This window comes from Chromobacterium sp. ASV23 (assembly GCF_016428945.1).
GTDB lineage: Bacteria > Pseudomonadota > Gammaproteobacteria > Burkholderiales > Chromobacteriaceae > Chromobacterium > Chromobacterium sinusclupearum.
Map to the genome: position 1 here is coordinate 59,538 of NZ_JAELTR010000010.1, position 13,490 is coordinate 73,027.

General features: G+C 62.9%; 15 protein-coding genes. 12 read left to right on the forward strand and 3 right to left on the reverse strand.

Annotated elements, in window-relative coordinates:
- Positions 1–160: 160 nt before the first annotated feature.
- The 8 genes from JHD59_RS06750 to JHD59_RS06785 are packed head-to-tail and all read left to right on the forward strand — an operon-like array spanning position 161 to position 4,600.
- A complete protein-coding gene (locus JHD59_RS06750) occupies positions 161–880 on the forward strand; it encodes a helix-turn-helix domain-containing protein (RefSeq protein ID WP_199153671.1) in 720 nt (239 codons plus the stop codon).
- A gap of 11 nt (positions 881–891) precedes the next feature.
- A complete protein-coding gene (gene sctF, locus JHD59_RS06755) occupies positions 892–1,110 on the forward strand; it encodes a type III secretion system needle filament subunit SctF (RefSeq protein WP_043627551.1) in 219 nt (72 codons plus the stop codon).
- Positions 1,111–1,138: 28 nt separating this feature from the next.
- The gene (locus tag JHD59_RS06760) at positions 1,139–1,408 is read left to right on the forward strand and encodes an EscG/YscG/SsaH family type III secretion system needle protein co-chaperone (RefSeq protein WP_071110393.1); all 270 of its coding nucleotides are present in this window, start codon (positions 1,139–1,141) and stop codon (positions 1,406–1,408) included.
- On the forward strand, positions 1,405–1,656 hold the full coding sequence (gene sctI, locus JHD59_RS06765) for a type III secretion system inner rod subunit SctI (protein WP_071110394.1): 252 nt from the start codon (positions 1,405–1,407) through the stop codon (positions 1,654–1,656). The genes JHD59_RS06760 and sctI overlap by 4 nt, the downstream gene beginning before the upstream one ends.
- A complete protein-coding gene (gene sctJ / locus JHD59_RS06770; protein ID WP_199153673.1) occupies positions 1,653–2,354 on the forward strand; it encodes a type III secretion system inner membrane ring lipoprotein SctJ in 702 nt (233 codons plus the stop codon). Before sctI ends, sctJ begins: the two co-directional genes overlap by 4 nt.
- Complete coding sequence (locus JHD59_RS06775; protein ID WP_199153674.1) at positions 2,351–2,905, forward strand: type III secretion system domain-containing protein; 555 nt, start codon at positions 2,351–2,353, stop codon at positions 2,903–2,905. The genes sctJ and JHD59_RS06775 overlap by 4 nt, the downstream gene beginning before the upstream one ends.
- The gene (locus JHD59_RS06780; protein WP_199153675.1) at positions 2,902–3,567 is read left to right on the forward strand and encodes a hypothetical protein; all 666 of its coding nucleotides are present in this window, start codon (positions 2,902–2,904) and stop codon (positions 3,565–3,567) included. The genes JHD59_RS06775 and JHD59_RS06780 overlap by 4 nt, the downstream gene beginning before the upstream one ends.
- On the forward strand, positions 3,560–4,600 hold the full coding sequence (locus JHD59_RS06785) for an HrpJ domain-containing protein (protein WP_199153676.1): 1,041 nt from the start codon (positions 3,560–3,562) through the stop codon (positions 4,598–4,600). The genes JHD59_RS06780 and JHD59_RS06785 overlap by 8 nt, the downstream gene beginning before the upstream one ends.
- A 196-nt stretch (positions 4,601–4,796) precedes the next feature.
- On the opposite strand, the gene JHD59_RS06790 is transcribed toward JHD59_RS06785, so the two are convergent.
- Complete coding sequence (locus JHD59_RS06790) at positions 4,797–5,264, reverse strand: single-stranded DNA-binding protein (RefSeq protein ID WP_043628890.1); 468 nt, start codon at positions 5,262–5,264, stop codon at positions 4,797–4,799.
- A gap of 140 nt (positions 5,265–5,404) precedes the next feature.
- The gene (locus JHD59_RS06795) at positions 5,405–5,569 is read right to left on the reverse strand and encodes a hypothetical protein (RefSeq protein WP_199153677.1); all 165 of its coding nucleotides are present in this window, start codon (positions 5,567–5,569) and stop codon (positions 5,405–5,407) included.
- A 103-nt stretch (positions 5,570–5,672) separates the two neighbouring features.
- Here JHD59_RS06795 and JHD59_RS06800 point away from each other — a divergent pair, with 103 nt between their 5' ends.
- Positions 5,673–6,347 carry an OmpA family protein gene (locus JHD59_RS06800; protein WP_199153678.1) on the forward strand — a complete coding sequence of 225 codons (675 nt, stop codon included), beginning with the start codon at positions 5,673–5,675 and terminating at the stop codon, positions 6,345–6,347.
- A 159-nt stretch (positions 6,348–6,506) separates the two neighbouring features.
- Here the strand turns inward: JHD59_RS06800 and JHD59_RS06805 are convergent, their stop codons facing one another.
- On the reverse strand, positions 6,507–7,079 hold the full coding sequence (locus JHD59_RS06805) for a DNA-3-methyladenine glycosylase I (protein WP_199153680.1): 573 nt from the start codon (positions 7,077–7,079) through the stop codon (positions 6,507–6,509).
- A 509-nt stretch (positions 7,080–7,588) separates the two neighbouring features.
- Here JHD59_RS06805 and JHD59_RS06810 point away from each other — a divergent pair.
- Genes JHD59_RS06810 through JHD59_RS06820 form a run of 3 tightly spaced genes read left to right on the forward strand, consistent with a single transcriptional unit; the run spans position 7,589 to position 13,467 of the window.
- Positions 7,589–8,809 (forward strand): EAL domain-containing protein, encoded by a 1,221-nt coding sequence (locus JHD59_RS06810; protein ID WP_199153681.1) that lies wholly within the window; start codon positions 7,589–7,591, stop codon positions 8,807–8,809.
- Between the two features lie 9 nt (positions 8,810–8,818).
- Positions 8,819–9,550 carry a response regulator gene (locus JHD59_RS06815; protein ID WP_199153683.1) on the forward strand — a complete coding sequence of 244 codons (732 nt, stop codon included), beginning with the start codon at positions 8,819–8,821 and terminating at the stop codon, positions 9,548–9,550.
- A gap of 2 nt (positions 9,551–9,552) precedes the next feature.
- Positions 9,553–13,467: an ATP-binding protein gene (locus tag JHD59_RS06820; RefSeq protein WP_199153685.1), complete on the forward strand. Its 3,915-nt coding sequence runs from the start codon at positions 9,553–9,555 to the stop codon at positions 13,465–13,467.
- The last annotated feature ends 23 nt before the right edge of the window (positions 13,468–13,490 follow it).

Consider the following 13,490-nt stretch of genomic DNA (forward strand, 5'->3'; position numbering starts at 1 on the left):
GTCCAAAAGCGAAAGATCGTGAACAGGCACGAAAACAATTTTTCCTATTTTGGCAGCTGAGTCGCTCTCTTTCATTTTCCCCAATTCAGGTGATGACCTGATGGGGTCATGGCTGGCCCCGCGTGATGATGGTCCCACCAAGTCAACCAAGGAGTGCGCGATGTTCAGTCTGCACATCATCCTCGCCCCGCAAGCCGGCGCGTTGCGCTTGGACGGGAACGACACCGCCGCGGAGCGGCCCGGTTTGTGGCTGATGGCGGGCGGCGGGGAGCTGGAGTTGCCGGCCTCTGCCCGTTGCTACAGTTTTCCCGCTTCCTGTCTGCAGCCGGTTTATCGGGAAATGCAGCCTCTGCTTGCCGACCATGGCGGTTGCGCGGCGCCGAACACGCTGTACGCCGTGCCGGCGGATGAGGGCCTGCTGCATGCGGTGGCGCAACTGGCCGATGTCGACGACGAGACCATGCTGCGTTTCGTCCTGGCGTATTGTCTGGCCATCGATGGCGAACGCTGCGCCGCGCTGCTGCGCTATCTGGTGGCGGCCGACATCGACCTTTTCGATTTCATCCACCGCCACCGCCTGGAGCCCTGGCCCATCGCGCGTTACGCCGACGCGCTGGGTCTGCCGCCGCGCAAGTTCAACCAATTGTTCAAGGAAAAGTTTGGCATGTCCGCCAAGCACTGGCTGCTCGCGCAGCGCCTGGAGCATGCGCGCGGCTTGCTGGAGACCACCACCAAAAAGGTGATCGATGTGGCGCTTGAGTCCGGCTTTTGCAATGCCGCGCACTTTTCCGACAGCTTCCGCCGCCATTTTCAGATGTCGCCCAGCGATGTCCGCCGCGAATCCCTGCCGCTTACGCTGGCGCCGTCGCTGCTGTTCTGAAGGAGATTCACATGAACATCGACTCGCTTGTTGCCCAGATGGGCAGCCAGGTAACCCGCTCCGCCAACGACGCGGAAGCGGCGATGAATGCCAATGTGCAGAACGATCCGCAAGCCATGCTGAAGTCGCAATACGCGCTGCAGCAGTACTCGGTGATGATCGGCTACGAGAGCTCGGTCATGAAGGCGGTCAAGGACATGATGATGGGCATCATTTCCAAAATTGGCTAAGCGCGTCAGCTGGATCAGGAGAAGACCCATGAATGCCTCACACCCCATCGCGCGCACCATCGTCGAGGCCGGCTTTGCCGCCGTCAATCACGGCTTGCGCGCCGAAATGCACGACATCCTGGCCGCGCTGCCGGACTGGCTGGACGATGCCGACCAGCTGGCGCGCTGCGAAGCCCTGCTGCTGTTTGGCCTGGGCCGCCATAGCGCCGCCGCGGCCAAGCTCGCCGGCCTGCCGGATGACGATTGCGCCCCGCTGCGCGCTTTGCTGAAGTCTTCCTCAAAGGAGTCCGAATCATGACTATCGAAGCCATTACCCATGCCCTGGCCGCCATCGCTCCCCTGGGCGAGGCTGAGCCGGCTCAGCCGAGCCAGTCGGCGCAGCAACGCTTCGCGGAACTCTTGAACAATCCCAAGGCCGCCGACGAGCCCGGCGCGCTGTTCGCCGCGCAAAGCGCGTTCAATGAATTGGCCGTCGGCACCGAACTGACGGCCAAAGTGGCCGGATCGCTGACCCAGTCCATCAACAAGCTGGTGAACATGCAATGAAAACCTCGCCATGGGTCCTGCTGCTGCTCGTCTTGCCGCTGTTGGCCGGCTGCAAGAGCGAGCTGTACAGCAAGCTGGACGAAACCGAGGCCAATCAGATGCTGGCGCTGCTCATCTATAACAAAATCCCTGCGGAAAAACAGGTGGGCAAGGATGGCGTCTCGCTGCGGGTGGAAGAGGACCGCTTCGTCGATGCCGTCGAGGTGCTGCGTCAGAACGGCCTGCCCAAGCGCAAGACGGTGACCATGCAGAACCTGTTTCCCAGCGGGCAGTTGGTGTCTTCTCCGGCGCAGGAGGAGGCCAAGCTCAACTATCTGAAGAGCCAGCAGCTGGAGAAGATGCTGGGCAGCATGGACGGCGTGATCACGGCCGAGGTGTCGGTCGCCGAGCCGCGCGCCGTCGATGGCGAGGCGCCGGCGCCGTCATCCGCTGCGGTGTTCATCAAGTACAGCCCGGAGATCAACCTGCCGGCGCGCGAGGCGGAAATCCGCGCCTTGGTGCGTGACGGCATTCCGGGGCTGGCGGCGGATCGCATCACGCTGACGCTGCAACGCGCAGAATACCGCTACCTGCCGCCGGCGCCCGTCGCGCGCCAGACGCCATGGCCGGCCATCGCCGCGGCCGGCGGGACGGCGCTGCTGGGCGTGTGCGCCGCCGTGGCGATGTGGCGGCGCCGTCGGCCGGGAGTCGCCGGATGAGCCCGGCGCTGCGGCGCTTGTATGCGCTATGGCATCAGCCTGGACAAGACATGGATGCCGCCTGGTGGGCGGCGCTGGATCTTGCGTCCTGGCGCGAGCCTTACGCGCAGCAGCCCTTGCTGCGTCCGCCGCTGGACGACTTGATCGCCCGCCGTCTGGGGCAGGCGGGCGCCGCGCCGCCGCTGCCGGCTATCGCCGAACCCTTGCTGGCCGATGAGCAGCGTCGCGAGGCCTTGTGCATGGCCTTGGGACTTTGGGCATTGCGTTGCCCAGACTATGTCTTGCTCAAACCGTACCGCGAGGCGCTATCCAGCAGGCTGGACGGCAGGGCGCTAGCGCAGTTGCAGGCATTGCTGCCATTGGAAGGCACGCGCGCCGATCTGACACCGGCCATGTTGCCGGCACGAGCCTGCGAGATCGGCGCCGCCTGGCTGGCGGACGCTGCGGCCCCGGCGCTGCGTCTGTGCAGGCTGCTGTGGCCGCCTTCTACCTTACTGGCGCCGCCGCAGCCGGTGGAGCCGGTGCTGCAGAAGCTGCTGAGGTGGTTATGAACAATCCTCTGAACCTACCGGTCATTCTGTTGCCAGGCCCCATGCCGGCAGGAACCATAGTCTCCGCCGCAGAGTTGGCCGCCAGGCGCGATCAAGCCGCAGCGCTGGAGGCCTTGCATGCGGCCGCGCGCGAGGATGCCGAGGCGCTCCGCCGCCAGGCTCAGGGAGAGCTGGAGCAGGCGCGGCTCGAAGCCGAGGCCTTGCGCGAAGCCGCCAGGCAGGATGCCGCCGCCATCCGCCGCCAGGCGCGCGATGAGGCCGTGGACGAAGCCGTGCAATGGCTGTGCTGCGAACAGGAGATGGAGCAATTGATCGCCCGCGAACTGGCGCAGCGCTGGCGGACGCTCACCGCACGCGTACTGGAGGAGGTGCTGGGGCAAAGCGACCAGAACCAATTACTGCTGCGCCGAGTGGAGCGCAAGGTGGCCGAATTATTGCCGCGTGGACGCGTCACGCTTTGCGTGTCGCCCTCTGCGCTGGCCGCGGCCACCCGCGCCTGGGCAAGCGCGCCGGAAGTCAAGGTGATGGCCGATCCCTGCTTGGCGACCGGTCAGGCCAGGCTGGACAACGGGCTGGTGCGCGTCCATCTGGACGAACCCGCGCATCAAGCCAGGGTATTGCAACAATTGGCGGGAGAGCCGGGGAGGGTAGCGCATGCTTAGACTGGATCAGATCAGCTCCGGCGGCGCGCTGGGCAATGTCGAAGACAATCTGGCGACGGCGCGCCATGACCGCGCCGCGCCAACCGAGTCGGTTTTGGCGCTGGCGCAGGCTGAGTTGCTGGAATTTGAAAGCGACGCGCTGGCGGAAACCCAGGAGGACCTGGGCTTCGCCCTGGGCGGCAGGCTGCGCGACACGCGGCGCGGACCGGCCGGGCAGGACAATGTGCGTGGCCGCGTACTGATGCAAAAGCTGGTGGCGGAGTTGGCCGCGGTGGAGGCGGCGGACTTGGACAGCCTGCTGTCCGGCCCGCAGGACTGGTTGCGCGCGCCGCAGCTGCTGGTGGCCTTGCAGTCGCAAACGCCGGACCCAGGCCGCGCCGCCTTGCAGCTTGCGGCCTGGCTGGCGCGCGGCCGGCCGGACCCGCGGCTGCGCCGCCGATTGGAGGAGGCGCTGGCCAGCCTGGCCGAGGACGATACGCTGGCGCTTTCGCTGTTCGGCGCGTTGGAGTACGGCGCGCCCACGCCGGCGCTGCGCCAGGAATTGACTCGCCTCTACCATCGCGCCAGCGCGCCCAAGCAGAAGCTGTCGCAATGGCTGGAAGCGCTGGGCGAGCGCGAAGGGCGGCAGCGCAAGCTGCGCGTCATGCTGCGCGTGCTGTCCTATGAACTATCCGCCAGCGGGCAGCCTATCGTCGGCAGCCATCTCGCCGCCGTCATCGGCGATCTGAAGCAGCTGTTGCGCATTCTGGGCCTGGAAGCGCATTGCGACCAGGCCGCCGCAGCCCTGGCCCTGCCGGAGCTGCGCGGCGAAGCGCTGCTGGCCTGCGTGGTGACGCTGGTGGAGCAGGTATGGGTCAATGCCGACAGCGTGGCGGAAGCGCTGCCGCCGCTGCCTGATGGCCAGCGCTACCGAGTGGCCCACGCCTTGGGACGTTTGGTGCAGCTGCTATCGGACGATTGCTTTGGCGACGCCGAGCAGAAAAAGCAACTGGAAGACGCGATTGCCGAGCTGCGGGACCGCAGTCTGGATTGAGCGTTTGAACGGTTGACCGAGACGGATTGAACGGCCGAGGCTGAGCCAAGGCGGCGCTCGGTCAATTCTGTTCCATGCATAAGGTTGAAGCGGCAGGCGTCTTGCCTGCCCAAATTGGAAAAGGCCGGATGCCCGTCAATGCGATGGATTGCATTGGGACTTCCGGCCAGATTAGGCGGGCTGCCTCATGTTCCGGTCAAAACGGAATATCGTCGTCCATATCGTCCATGCGCGGAGCCGGCTTCGGCTCCTGGCGACGCGGCGCGGCCGGGGCTTCCTGGCGCGGGGCCGGGGCGTTGTAGCCGTAGCTTTCTTCCATGCCGCCGCCCATGCCGCCGGAGGACGCGCCCATTTCACTGCGGCCGCCTTGCAGGCTGAGTTCGTTGACGCGCACATCCGGGGACAGGCGCTTGTTGCCGTCCTTGTCTTGCCACTCGCGCAGCGTCAGTTGGCCGTATACGGTGACTTGCTGTCCCTTGGCCAGGTAGTTCTTCAGCGACTCACCGCGCTTGCCCCACACCTGGCAGCTGAACCAGTTGGTGCTTTTGCGCTCGCCGAAGCCGATGTCGCTGGCCACGCGGAACGACAGAACGGGCTCGCCGCTCGGGGTGTAGCGCAGTTCGGCGTCGGCGGCCAGGCGGCCGTCAAAGGTGATGCTGTTCATTCAATTCTCCGGATAAGTTCATACTGCTTGGCCTGCGCCGCCTGAGCGGCCCTGTCTTGCGCGGGGAGGGCGATGTGGCCGCTCGCCAGCGGGTTCGACCATGCTATCCAAACCGGCGCGCCGTTTCATGATTGCGCAGGTCAAAAGGCCAGATCGACCGTCATGCGGTAGATCGGGCGCGGGCCGAACGATTGGGCGGTATTATACACGGCAATCGCGCCGGCTTTGGTATCGATCAGAACGATGGCGGTTGCGCCGCCATCGATGCCGCTGCTTGGTTCGGCGCGACGTGCCGATGGTGGCAAGCTGCAATATTACCGCAAGCCGCGCGGCGCGTGATGGCGCGGTGTGGGGAACCCGCCGCGCCAGAGGCGGTCTCTTCGCAATCAGTATGAAAAGGATGAAAGCATGATCAAGAACGCGATGGTGTCTACTTTGGTGGCCGCTAGCCTGGCAGGCCTGGGCGGTTGCGCCAATATGAGAGACACGCAAAAGGGCGTGGGCGGCGGCGCGGCGATTGGCGCCGGCGTGGGCGCGGCTATCGGCGCCCTGACCGCCGGCGGGCATACCGGCCGCAGCGCGGCCACCGGCGCGGCCATCGGCGGCCTGATCGGCGCGGGCAGCGGCTACCTATGGTCGCAGCATATGCAAAAGCAAAAAGAGGCGATGGAGCAGGCGACCAAGGGCACCGGCATTGATGTCAGCCAAACTGCCGATAACCGGCTCAAGATCAATATCCCCAGCGACGCCTCGTTTGATTCCGGCAAATATGCGCTGAAGCCCAGCCTGAAGCCGGTATTGGCCAAGCTGGCCGCCACCCTTAAGCAGAATCCGGTTACCACGGTGAGCATCATCGGCCATACCGACAGCACCGGCAGCGATGCGATCAACGGCCCGTTGTCGATCAACCGCGCCAAGGCTACCCAGGACTATCTGGTGTCGCGCGGCGTGGCCAGCGGCCGCATCGCCATCGATGGCCGCGGCTCGCGCGAGCCGGTGGCGGATAACGGCACCGTGTCCGGCCGCGCGATGAACCGTCGCGTGGAGATCTTTGTGGCAGAGCCGGCTCCGCAACAGAAGTAAGCCGTCTGTCTGGCTGGAGGAGTCAGCTTATTCAAGCAAGACTCGCCGCCGCAGCCGTTTTCAAACCGCCTGCGACTTTGTCGCCGGCGGTTTTGTTCATGCGCTTTCCATCAGGCCGCCGTGCTGGATGAAGGGTCATGCCATGGCCAGTCTGCCCGCTCAGCCCGTCTGGTCTGGGTGCCGATGGCAGTCCAGCAGATGGTCGTTGACCACGCCGCAGGCCTGCAGGTAGGCGTAGATCACCGTGCTGCCGACGAAGTTCATGCCTGCCTTTTTCAGCGCCTTGCTGATGCGGTCGGATAGCTCGGTCGAGGCGGGACATTCGGCGTGGCTGCGCCAGCGATTGACGATGGGCTGCCCATCGACGTGCGCCCACAGCCAGTCGGCGAAGCTGCCGTGTTGGCGTTGCATCTGCAGAAATACTTTGGCGTTGCGGATGGCGCTGTGGATTTTCAGGCGGTTGCGCACGATGGCGGGGTTCTGCATCAGCCGTTCGACGTCATCGTCGGTCATCGCCGCCACTCGTTCCGGATCAAAGCCGTGGAAGGCGTCGCGGTAGCCTTCGCGCTTGCGCAAGATGGTGATCCAGGACAGTCCGGCCTGCGCGCCTTCCAGCACCAGCATTTCATACAGCTTGCGGTCGTTCCGTTCGGGACGCCCCCATTCCTCGTCGTGGTAGGCGGTATATAAAGCATCGTCGCCGCACCATGGGCATCGTTTGGTATTTTTCATGGCATATGCAGTAGAGCGTGGATTGGCAGGCCGGCATTCTGGAGGCTGCGCGCTGCGAAAAGGCCGGTCAACGTTGGTTGGAGCAAATTGGCCAGCGGCGGGTTTCGCGTCAAGCGGCTAGTTGCGCCGGCCTAGTCTGAAAGTGTACGCCGAGTGGCTGCGGGAGAGCCAGGCAACGCTGGCCCGGATCGCTCGGTGATGACTGCCGCTAGATTGTTAGCGTGGTTCTGCGTCTGCCCGGGTCGACTCAAGGGCTGGGCGTCGACGACCATGCGCCCTGCTGGCGGAATGGCAAGGCGCAGGGCGGCGTCTCTCAAGGCAGGTGGATGGCCGCTTGTGCTGGCAAGTATGTCAGCCTATACATGGTATTACGCGGCGGAAAGTTACGCGAATGTCGTAGCGGCGGGCGGAGGAGGTGATGCTGCGCAGAGAAGCCTCTTACTGGTGGCCAGAGGCCGAGTGCATAGCGTTGAAACCGCTGCGGTATTGCCTGGAAGGGGATGATCAGCATGGAGCTGAAGCCAAAGCGGTTCTTGATACTCGATGACCAATTGGTATTGCGCAAGCTGATCTCGCGCCAAGCCAGCTTCTTCAGCCGTTTCGCGGTGGAGATAGACGAATTCAGCGATCCGGCCGAGGCGTTGCGGAGCCTGGTGGAAGGCGGCTATGACCTGGTGATCACCGATATCGGCATGCCCGGCATGAACGGCATCGATTTCATCAAGAACGTGGCGCAGCTGGGCTACCAGTCCGCATTGCTGATCATTTCCGGCTACGACGGCAAAACGCTGCAAACCATCGCCGACATGTCCAGCGCCCTGGGCATGTCTTGCACCCGATTTCTGACCAAACCTTATTCGGCGGAAGCCTTTGTCGCCACGCTCGACGATATCTTCAATGAAATGGAAAGGCTGCTCCCGCTGGATCCGTTGGATATCGAGCAGCTATTGTCGATGATAGGCGAGGACGACTATAGGCTGGAGTTTGCGCCGGTGCTTACGCTGGCGGAGCGCAAGCTCAGTGGTTTTCACCTGGCTGGATTGATCCAGAATGGCAAGCGTTATCCGATGGACTATCTGCTTTCGCGGCTGGCCGGCCGGAGGATGGCGTCGGCCGTCATGCTGGAAACGGTGGTGGAGCGGATAGCCAAGCTGCTGGTGGATATCGCGCGGCAGACGTCTTTTGCCGAGTGCCCAATCAGCGTGCAGATCGATGAGGCCTGCCTGCGCGCGGAAAACGTATTCGACCATTGCTACATGGTGCTGCAGCAATATGGCGTCGCGGCCCGGCGCATCGGCTTTGAGTTGACCGATGGCTTGGGCAGGCACGCAGACGCGGTGTGCTTCGAGAATATCGCCAAAGTTCGTTATCTGGGATTCCGCTTGCTGGCGGGAGAGTTCGGGCAGGGCGCCCTCGCGGTGAGCAATTTGTTCAAGTTTCCATTCGACCAGCTTAACGTGCCGGTGGAAACCTTGCGTTGGATGCGGGTATTGCTGGGAGAGGATGCGGGCGCCTTTCGCCTTTTGCGCTATTTCGGCTTGTCGCAGGCCGCCGTTTGCGCAACGCGCATCGATAATGAAGAGAGCCTGGCGTTGGCGCGATCGCTTGGGTGCGTCAGCGGAATGGGTCAGTTTCTGGGCGCGGCCATCCCGGAAGGCGAGTTGGTCGCGGCGACCAGAAGCATTTGGGGAAGCAGTTCTGCTGCGGATGGCGCGGTATCCGTTACTTGAGGAGACGCGATGATTTCGGTCGATTTGGTCCGCTTGCGCATTTTGATCGTCGATGACCAGACCTTGGTGCGCACGCTGATTTCGCAGGCTTTGCAGAGCATGGGTGTCCGGCAGGACCATATTTATCAGGCCGCAGATGGTACCGCCGCGATGCGGATGCTGGATATCCGCATGGTCGACATCATTTTGTGCGACGTGCAAATGCAGCCCATGAATGGCATGGATTTGCTCAAGGAACTGCGCTGCGGCCATACCGCCAATGTTTCCAATTTGCCCTTCGTCTTTTTGTCCGGCCATGCGGACCGCAGCAATGTGATGATGGCCAGCCAGCTGCACGCCGATGGTTTCGTCGTCAAGCCTCCTAAGCCGGCCGATGTGGAAAAGGCGATCCAGACGGCCCTGCAGCGGGCGCGGCCGGAGATCGATCCATTCAGCTACTATCACATCTCCACGGGCACGGACTATGACAAGAAAGTCTTTGGCCGGCTGTTCGAGACGAGGACGCCCATCTCTCACGATGGGCCGGAAGAGAGCTGCCTGACTTTGGACAAGGTCAAGCCTGGCGCGCTACTGACGCGCGACCTGCGCAGCAGGTCGGGGCATCTGCTGTTGCCGCGCGGGGCCACCATCTCCGCCAATCAGTTGTCGGTATTGAAGGATTACTCTGAGCGTTATGGCGTCGCGCAGATTTTTGTGTTGGACAATTCGGAGACCGCGGTCAATCCGGTTGTGAGAAGCTAGCCATGACCCGGATTCGGCCGCAGCATAGTCAGGCAAGCGCGATAGGGCGCAGCGTATTGGTCATCGTGCTGTTGCTGGGCATGCTGCAAATTGGCGTCATGTTGCAGCTGCAGATCACGTCTTGGGAACGATATCAGCAAGCCAGCCAGTTGACCGAATGGAGCGGCGATGCCGATCTGCTTTACCGCTTTGCGGAAGCTCAGCTGAGCGAAAGCGGACAATTGCGTGCCTTGCTGCTCGGCAAGCCGCCTACCGCGGACCAGCAAAATCGGCTGGACCAGCTGGGCCGACGGGTGGACGAGGATTATTTCGCGCTGGCCACGTCTTTGCGCAAGAGGCAGAACGGCCGGATCGAGGAAAAATTGATCCATCTGCAGCAGACGCTGCGCCAGTTCCAGCAGTTGCGCGCGCTGGCCGGCGAAACCTGGCGTGCCCACACAGGTCCCAACGAAGCCTTGACTACCCGGCTTTATGAAGAAACGCGCGATGTTCAGGAGCAGGTGCAGCATTTGCTGAGCGACGCGGTGGTTTCCATGGCGACGAGCGGCGATCCGCGCATCAATAATCTGGTGTGGTTGCGGCAGGATTTGTGGATGTCCGCTTATTGGCTGCGCGCCAATGCGCAATCACTGGTATTGCGCATGATGTTGGGGCATAGGCTGGACCGGCACGTGGAAGAGGATCTGGCGCGCCGTTTGGCTGCCGGGATGCTGACCTTGGACAAGCTCAGGCCCCGAGTGGACAGCGTGCAGGATCCGAGCTTGTCGGCCAAGTTCACCACGCTTGCGCTGCTGGCGCAGCGGCAACAGTTGTTGGCGCAATTGCAGCTGGATCAATTGGATGGCCGCTTGCAATTCGCTCAGGCCAATAACTTTTCTCTCAATCTGGATCGCTTGACGGAGGCGTTTTCGCAGACGCTGCAGGATGTGTCCGGCCATACTGCCGCCGCGGCCCAGGCTAGCCTGTCCGATGCCAGGCGCGAGCTGCTGCGAGCCGGCTTGTTCGCCTTGGTGGAAATCGTGTTGCTGGGCTTCCTCCTGTACGTGATGGTGCGCAAGGTGCTCAAGCCGCTGGACTTTCTGCAGCGCATGCTCGACGTATCCGGCGATGCGATGCTGGTGATCAATCAGAGCGGCGCCATCGAAATGGCCAACGAGGGCGCCGGAAGAATGTTCGGCTACTCGATGAGCATGTTGGCGGGCATGCCCGTCAAGCAGCTTTTCGTGATGAACGATGAGTTGCATTCCGTGTTGTCTGCCTTGGAAATTCAGGAGGGGCGCTCGCTGCAGGTAGAGGGAATGGGCAGTGGCGGCGAGCATTTTCACGCCTTGCTCACGATAGATCGCTATCTGGACGGGAATAACCGTCCTTTGCACATCTTGATCGTGCGGGATGAGCACAAGCGCAGGCTGGCTGAAGCCTCGCTGGAGCGCAGCGTCGAATTGCTGTCGGTCATTTCGGAAATCGAGGCTTTGCTGCTTTCTCGGTCATCGCGAGAGGCGGTGTTTGCGCGCTTGCATGATACTTTCCTGGATTTCACGCATTCCGAGCAGTGTGTTTTGGTGGCCTGGTCGGCATTGGACAACAGCGACGAGTCCCTGCGCTTGCAGGCCGGGGAGTGGCCGGATTTTCTGCCGCAGATACAGCAATTGTCGATGGCCGAGGCGCCATTGCCGGCCCTGTTCCGCAGCTTGTCGGCGCAACCGTCCTGGGTCTCCTTGCCGGTGATGCTGGCCGGAGAGGTGGCGGCGGGGGTGTGCCTGATGCGGCCAACGCTGTCGCAGCTCGGCATCAGCATCCTGCCCTTGCTGGGCGCCTACGCCAATATCCTCGGTTTTTACGCGGAGGAAGACCGCCGTAAGCTGTCTGAAGCTCAATTGCGCGCGGTGTTGCAAGAGGAAGAGGCGGTGTACTCCGCTTCGCCGGTGGGCTTGCTGCGCTTGAACGAACACTTCCAGATCACCCGAGCCAACCTCACCGCGGAAAGCATTTTCGATGTCGGCGATGGATACGGCTTGTCCGGCATGCACCTGATGGAGCTGCTGGCTTCTGAGCATGGCTGGTACGAGCTGGCCGAGCAGATGTCCAAGATGCAGCAGGAAAACGCGCGCATCCACTGCGAGCTGGAGTGCTTGACCGGCACCGGCCGGCCGATCTGGGTGCTGTTCGAGGGGCAGCTGTTGTTCCCGGACGCCGCCGAGTCGGTGATCATTCTGGCCTGCTTGGACATCACCGAACGCAAGATGGCCGAGTTCGAGCTGCGCATGGCGCGCGACCAGGCCAATGCCGCCAACCGGGCCAAGAGCGCCTTCCTCGCCACGATGAGCCACGAGATCCGCACGCCGATGAACGGCGTGCTCGGCATGCTGGAGCTGCTGGCGATGACGCAGCTGGACGCGGAGCAACGCGATACCGTGTCCACCATACAAGACTCTGCCAATACCTTGCTCAGGCTGATCGACGATATTCTCGACTTCTCCAAGATCGAAGCGGACCGGATGGAGATCATCCCCACCCGGACGGCCGTGCAGCCGTTCATGGACAGCCTGCGCAGCCTGTATCAGGAGAATGCCAACAAGAAAGGCCTGGCGCTGACGCTGACGCTGGACGACAAGCTGGCGCCGACGCTGGTGATGGACCCGTTGCGGGTGCGGCAAGTCTTGCAGAACTTCATCAGCAATGCCATCAAGTTCACCTCCGGCGGAAAAGTGGATATCCGGGTGAGGGTGATGGATACCGTCGCCAATTATCAGGTGCTGGCATTTGAAGTCGAAGATACCGGCATCGGCATGTCGCAGGAGCAGTTGAGCAAGCTGTTCCAGCCATTCACCCAGGCGGATTCCGAAACGACCAGGCGTTTTGGCGGCACCGGCTTGGGGCTGGCCATCTGCCGGCGATTGGCCGGTTTGATGGGCGGGCATGTGGAAATGGAAAGCGAGCCAGGCAAGGGCAGCTGCGCCCGCCTGCTGCTGGAACTGGAGTGGCTGGCGGAGCAGGTCGAGCCGGTGGTGCTGCCGGAGCAGCGGGTGCCTTTGGAGTCGGTTTCCGCTCCTCTTGCCAGTGGCGGCGCGTCTGCCGGCGTCGAGAAGGGTTATCCCATTCTGTTTGCCGAGGACAATCCGACCAACCGCAAGCTGACGCTGAAACAGCTGGAAAAGCTAGGCTACCCGGCGGACTGGGCGGAAGACGGCGACCGCGCCTTCAGCAAGTGGCTGGCTGGACGTTATTCCCTGATTCTGACCGATTGCCACATGCCTGGCATAGACGGCTATCAACTGGCCCGGCTGGTGCGCGCCTATGAGGCGTCGCATCCCGAGTGCGGCCGTATTCCCATCGTCGCCTGCACCGCCAACGCCGCGAAAGAGGAAGTCGACAAGACGCGCGAGGCCGGCATGGACGACTTCCTCACCAAGCCCTTGTCGATTCATGCCCTGCAATCGACCTTGAGCAAATGGATGCGGTCTGTCGGCGACTCAGGAGAGCAGACTATCTTGCCGCCGGAGGCCGCCATGGAACCGTTGCCCCAGTCAGCTGGGCAGGCAGGCGCGCAAGACGGGGAGGATAACCTCTCAGTGCCGATCGACCGTAGCGTGCTGCAGGTATACAGCAACGGCGATTTGAGCATGGAGCTGGAGATCCTGCGTGAGTTCCAGACCGGCAACCAAGAGGACGTGGCGGCCTTGCGCGAGGCGCTGCAAAGCCGGGATCCGGACAAGATCGGGTTTGCCGCCCACCGGATCAAGGGCGCCAGCCGCATGGTCGGCGCCAATGACCTGGGCGCGGCGGCGGAGGCCGTGGAAAAAGCCGGCAAGGACCGCAATGTCGAATTGGCGCATCAGGCGATGCTGAAGTTCGACGAGGAACTGGCGCGTTTCGAAGACTGGCTCACAGCCCAAACCGAGGCAGACTTGGCCTGAGGACGCGCGGCGCTTAAAATCCG

Coding starts and splice junctions, on each gene's coding strand:
- JHD59_RS06815 (WP_199153683.1), top strand. CDS start 8,819: ATGATTTCGGTCGATTTGGTCCGCTTGCGCATTTTGATCGTCGATGAC.
- JHD59_RS06780 (WP_199153675.1), top strand. CDS start 2,902: ATGAACAATCCTCTGAACCTACCGGTCATTCTGTTGCCAGGCCCCATG.
- sctF (WP_043627551.1), top strand. CDS start 892: ATGAACATCGACTCGCTTGTTGCCCAGATGGGCAGCCAGGTAACCCGC.
- JHD59_RS06800 (WP_199153678.1), top strand. CDS start 5,673: ATGATCAAGAACGCGATGGTGTCTACTTTGGTGGCCGCTAGCCTGGCA.
- sctJ (WP_199153673.1), top strand. CDS start 1,653: ATGAAAACCTCGCCATGGGTCCTGCTGCTGCTCGTCTTGCCGCTGTTG.
- sctI (WP_071110394.1), top strand. CDS start 1,405: ATGACTATCGAAGCCATTACCCATGCCCTGGCCGCCATCGCTCCCCTG.
- JHD59_RS06760 (WP_071110393.1), top strand. CDS start 1,139: ATGAATGCCTCACACCCCATCGCGCGCACCATCGTCGAGGCCGGCTTT.
- JHD59_RS06785 (WP_199153676.1), top strand. CDS start 3,560: ATGCTTAGACTGGATCAGATCAGCTCCGGCGGCGCGCTGGGCAATGTC.
- JHD59_RS06775 (WP_199153674.1), top strand. CDS start 2,351: ATGAGCCCGGCGCTGCGGCGCTTGTATGCGCTATGGCATCAGCCTGGA.
- JHD59_RS06820 (WP_199153685.1), top strand. CDS start 9,553: ATGACCCGGATTCGGCCGCAGCATAGTCAGGCAAGCGCGATAGGGCGC.
- JHD59_RS06790 (WP_043628890.1), bottom strand. CDS start 5,264: ATGAACAGCATCACCTTTGACGGCCGCCTGGCCGCCGACGCCGAACTG.
- JHD59_RS06750 (WP_199153671.1), top strand. CDS start 161: ATGTTCAGTCTGCACATCATCCTCGCCCCGCAAGCCGGCGCGTTGCGC.
- JHD59_RS06805 (WP_199153680.1), bottom strand. CDS start 7,079: ATGAAAAATACCAAACGATGCCCATGGTGCGGCGACGATGCTTTATAT.
- JHD59_RS06810 (WP_199153681.1), top strand. CDS start 7,589: ATGGAGCTGAAGCCAAAGCGGTTCTTGATACTCGATGACCAATTGGTA.